Origin of the sequence: Alkalibacterium iburiense, from assembly GCF_039521845.1 — a bacterium.
In the GTDB taxonomy this organism is placed as follows: domain Bacteria; phylum Bacillota; class Bacilli; order Lactobacillales; family Carnobacteriaceae_A; genus Alkalibacterium; species Alkalibacterium iburiense.
The window spans coordinates 1-5,162 of record NZ_BAAACW010000067.1; the positions used below are offsets into that span (position 1 = coordinate 1).

5 protein-coding genes are annotated in these 5,162 nt (G+C 39.6%); all 5 read left to right on the forward strand.

The window, feature by feature from the left end:
• Nucleotides 1-591: GGDEF domain-containing protein (locus ABDZ53_RS05640; protein ID WP_343754618.1), on the forward strand; the 591-nt coding region annotated here is incomplete at its 5' end.
• Nucleotides 592-801: 210 nt separating this feature from the next.
• Nucleotides 802-2,286 carry a nicotinate phosphoribosyltransferase gene (locus ABDZ53_RS05645; RefSeq protein ID WP_343754619.1) on the forward strand — a complete coding sequence of 495 codons (1,485 nt, stop codon included), beginning with the start codon at nt 802-804 and terminating at the stop codon, nt 2,284-2,286.
• A 28-nt stretch (nt 2,287-2,314) separates the two neighbouring features.
• Nucleotides 2,315-3,142, forward strand: a complete 828-nt coding sequence (gene nadE / locus ABDZ53_RS05650) for an ammonia-dependent NAD(+) synthetase (RefSeq protein ID WP_343754621.1) — start codon at nt 2,315-2,317, stop codon at nt 3,140-3,142.
• A 78-nt stretch (nt 3,143-3,220) separates the two neighbouring features.
• Entirely contained in the window at nt 3,221-4,360 is a 1,140-nt protein-coding gene (nagA, locus tag ABDZ53_RS05655; RefSeq protein WP_343754620.1) for an N-acetylglucosamine-6-phosphate deacetylase, read from the forward strand.
• A 7-nt stretch (nt 4,361-4,367) separates the two neighbouring features.
• Nucleotides 4,368-5,066: a glucosamine-6-phosphate deaminase gene (locus tag ABDZ53_RS05660; protein ID WP_343754622.1), complete on the forward strand. Its 699-nt coding sequence runs from the start codon at nt 4,368-4,370 to the stop codon at nt 5,064-5,066.
• The last annotated feature ends 96 nt before the right edge of the window (nt 5,067-5,162 follow it).

A 5,162-nucleotide genomic window follows, 5' to 3' on the forward strand; every position in this document is an offset into this window, starting at 1 on the left:
ACATTTATCTCCATTTACGCTCTCATCCCACGATTAAAACCGTGGGCTTTCACGCTTGATAGTTCTGTAACGGAAGAAGAAGAGGAAAAACAGCAGTTGAAAGTCACCAATAAAAATTTGAAAAGTAAGATGAAAACCGACCCCTTAACCCAGTTATATGCGCGTCAAGCCTTGTTGCTGGAACTAGCTAAATTGAGAGGAACGAGTGAGCCTTTATCCCTTGTCATGTTACGAGTCGATGATTACGCCCGCTATGAAGAAGAGTTGGGAGTCGTCTTAACGGAAGATATTTTAAAAGCAACGAGCGAGTTAATCCAAGGAGTGGTCAGAAAGGATTATGTGGCGGGACGCTACCGGGAATCGGTTTTCATGATTCTATTAGAGAATGAAACCGAAGAAGAAGCTTATGCGATTGCCGAAGCCATTCGGTATCAAGTGTTGAATAATGTGTACCCTGTTCCAAGAAGGATTACAGTTAGTGCAGGGGTTGTTACCTATAATCATGGGGATACCATCAGTGAGTTTATCCAAAAAGCAACAAAAAAAATGATAGCTGCTCAACGCAATGGCGGAAATCAGACGATTAAATAGAACCAGGGCACATCCAGAATAATCTGGATGTGCCTATTTACTTTAATACCAGCAGTAAGAGGCGGGAACATAATAAAACCCCCATTATAACCCTTTTTAATTAATAAATGAGCCAAAAAATTATATAGTTAAGATAGAGACACTGTAAACAAGCGAGGTCAAAATATGGTATACTTGCTAACAGGAAAAAGGGTCACAGGAGGACAAATAATGAACCAGACATATGTAGATGACAGTTTGGCGCTGCATACAGATTTATATGAATTGAATATGATTTATACCCACTGGAAAAAGGGCAACCATGATAAGAACGCTGTATTTGAATTGTATTATCGTGAAAACCCATTTGGAATGGGCTATACTATTTTTGCAGGTTTAGAACGAGTTGTACAATACATCTCAGATATCCATTTCAATGAATCAGACATAGCTTATTTGAGAGAAGAACAAAACTATCCGGAAGACTTTTTGAAGTATTTAAGTGAGTGGAAGTTCAGAGGCACCATTCGTTCGTTTAAAGAAGGAGAAGTGGCTTTCGCTAATGAACCTCTTATTCAAGTAGAAGGACCATTGATTGACTGTCAATTAATAGAAACGGCTTTATTAAACATTGTCAACTTCCAGACATTGATTGCTACAAAAGCAGCACAAATTAAAACAGCAGCAGGAGATGATCCGGTTATGGAGTTCGGTGCGAGAAGAGCGCAAGAACTGGATGCGGCATTATGGGGAGCAAGAGCCACTTATATTGGCGGGTGTGATTCGACAAGTAATACGCGTGCGGCGAAAGTATTCGGTATGCCTGTTTCAGGAACCCATGCACACGCTTTAGTTCAAGCCTACCGTGATGAATATCAGGCGTTTAAAGCGTACGCTGAAACGCATAAAAACTGTGTATTCTTAGTGGATACCTATCATACGATTGACTCAGGGGTCCCCAATGCGATTCGGGTAGCAAAAGAAATGGGAGACAAGATTAATTTTGTAGGTGTGAGATTAGACTCTGGAGACTTATCTTATTTATCTAAACGTGTGAGACAACAATTGGACGAAGCCGGTTTCCCTGATGCCAAGATTTTTGTATCGAATGATTTGGATGCAGAAACCATTTTAAACCTGAAAATGCAGGGAGCTAAAATCGATGTGTGGGGCGTAGGGACAAAAATGATAACGGCCTACGACCAACCAGCTTTAGGGGCTGTCTATAAAATTGTATCCGTTGAAGGAAATGACGGAGACATGCATCACACCTTAAAACTGACGGCTAACGTGGCAAAGATTTCAACACCAGGGAAAAAGCAAGTCTGGCGTATACGCTCGTACAACGATACGAAACCAGAGGGAGACTACGTGGCTTTATCAGACGAACGTCCGGACAAACTAGAGGAACTTTATATGTTCCATCCCCAGTATACCTATATCAATAAAACACTCAATGATTTCTCAGCTCGACCGCTTCTACACGATATTGTGGTAGATGGTGAGTTGGTATATGATTTGCCTTCTCTAAAAGAGATTAAAGCTTATGCCAAAGAGAGTCTATCTGAACAGTGGGATGAGCATAAACGCTTGTTAAACCCAGAGCCTTACCCGGTTGACTTATCTCAAAAACTGTATGATGCAAAAGTAGAGACAATTAAATTGTTTAAGAAAATTTCTAAAAGCCCAGCAACAGAAAATAATGCTCTTTTTTAAAAAAATAAAATAGGAGTCGATACCAATGATGTCAGATTTACAAAGACAGATTGTGGAAGAAATGCAAGTCAAGCAGACGATTGATCCTAAAGAAGAAGTCAGACGCATTATTGATTTTATAAAAGAATATGTTTTAAAACACTCCTTTTTAAAAACAATGGTATTAGGCATTTCAGGTGGACAGGATTCCACTTTGTTAGGAAGGCTCTGTCAGTTAGCTGCAGAAGAATTAAGAGAAGAGACCGGACAGTCGGATTACCAGTTTATTGCCTTGCGTTTACCATATGGTGAGCAGCAAGATGAAGACGATGCTAAAGATGCGATTGAATGGATTCAAGCAGACAGGGTTATGAAAATTGATATTAAACCTTCAGTAGATGCCCATGTCAAAAGTATTGAAGCGAATGATTTATCCATTACGGATTTCAATAAAGGCAATATAAAAGCCAGAATGCGTATGATTGCTCACTATGCTGTAGCGGGTGAATTAAACGGAGTCGTCATAGGAACCGATCATCCAGCAGAAGCCGTCACAGGTTTCTTTACCAAACATGGCGATGGGGGAACGGATATTAATCCCTTGTTTCCTTTAAATAAAAGGCAAGGAAAAGAACTCCTCAAAGAGTTGGGTGCTCCAGAGTATTTAGTGAATAAAACACCAACAGCCGATTTGGAAGAAGACAATCCAGGTGAATCGGATGAAGAGGCTTTAGGTGTGACATATGATGAAATTGATGATTATTTATTAGGAAAAGAAATAGCTGAAGAATCAGCTGAAAAAATAGAAGAACACTATTTGAAATCCCAACACAAGAGACACTTGCCTGTCACCATCTTTGACGATTTCTGGAAATGACAGCCACTTCCTTTACTTTTTGAGTAAAGGAAGTACATATGATTTAAACGCACGTTTTATTATGAGGAGGGAGTTAAATTGGTTAAAGTCTATACAAATGCCCATCTATTTACTGGAGAAGGCGAGGTAGAAAAAGGGTATATTCGCTTTGAAGAATCGATTCTTGGTGTGGGAAAGATGGAACTCTTTGAAGAAGAAGAGAACGAAGAAGTCATTGACATGGAAGGGAAGTATGTTATCCCAGGATTTATAGATATTCATAGTCATGGAGGATACGGCATAGACAATATGGATGCTGATCCTGATAAGATCAATGACATGATTCAAAAAATGTTAGAAGAAGGCATTACATCCTATTTTCCAACGACAATGACTCAATCGGATGAAGCTATCGAAGCCGCTTTAAAAGCCATAGCTGAAGCAGCAGAAAGCAATCCGATGATTCAGGGTATTCATGTGGAAGGGCCTTTTATTTCAAAAGATTATAAAGGAGCCCAACCGGAAGAGTATATTCGTGTCGCTCAGCTCGATAAGCTAAAAGAATGGCAGGAATTGAGTGGGAACCTTATACGTCTCATTACTTATGCGCCTGAAACGGGAGACGTGTCAGATTTTGAAGAATACTGTGTAGAAAACGATATTGTTTTATCAGCAGGACATTCCGGGGCTAATTATAAAGAGTTGCTGGAATCAAAAGCGACCCATATTACGCATTTATTCAATGGACAAAAAGGCTTGCATCATCGTGAAATCGGAGTGACAGGTTACGGGTTGCTGGAGGATGATGTAACGGTTGAAATGATAGTGGATGGCTTTCATATTTCAGAGGAAATGGTGAAGCTGGCTTACCGCACTAAGGGTGCTGACGGGATTGTGCTCATTACAGATTCCATGCGTGCTAAAGGGTTGCCTGAAGGAGAAAGTGAGCTGGGCGGTCAGACAGTCTTTATAAAAGATAAACAGGCACGTTTAGAAAGCGGAAATTTGGCTGGCAGTGTCCTGACATTTATTGATGCGTTTAAAAATATGATGGAGTATACAGGCTGCTCCATGCTTGAAGCGGTTAAAATGAGTTCTTTCAATCAGGCAAAGGAGTTTGGCTTATCAACTAAAGGACAATTAATGCCGAGTTTCGATGCCGATATGCTTGTATTGGATAAAGTATTAACATTAAAACAAACGATTGCAGGAGGAAAAGTACATGAGTTCAACAACTGATTCTAATATGACAATAATAACAGTTAAAAATAAAGAAGAGGGCGGTAAAAAAGCCTTTGAACTGATTAAAGAAGCCTATGATAAAGGGGCGGAAGTTTTTGGCCTAGCTACTGGTAGTACGCCTGAAACCTTATATGCCGAACTGCGAAACAGTGATTTGGACTTTTCTGATAAAATAGCCATTAATCTAGATGAATACATTGGTTTAGAATCCGATCACCCTCAAAGCTATCATACATTTATGACTGAACAATTATTTAATGAGAAACCCTTTAAAGAAACACATATTCCTGATGGTTTAGCAGATGAAGAAGATGAAGTTAAACGCTACAATGCCATTTTAGAACGTTATCCAATTGACGTTCAGATCCTCGGCATTGGAACGAATGCGCATATTGGTTTTAATGAGCCGGGTACACCCTTCGATACGCATACTCAAAAGGTTTCTTTAACACAAGAAACGATAGAAGCGAATAAGCGATTTTTTGAATCAGAAGAAGATGTTCCTAAATCAGCTTATTCTATGGGGATTGAATCCATTATGGCAGCCAAGAAGATTATTCTTCTAGCTTACGGTGAAAACAAAGCGAAAGCTATAGCAGATACAGTGAATGGGCCTGTAACAGAAGAAGTACCGGCAAGCATTCTGCAAAACCACCCAGATGTGGTACTAATAGTAGACGAAGCAGCGGCGAGTCAGTTATAAAAAAAAGAGCAGCGATTTCATAGAGGGTGCTGAAAAAGAAACCCTTTTTAAGGGCTATAAATGGGTAAAATAAATAATCAGTGATTATCTGGTAAA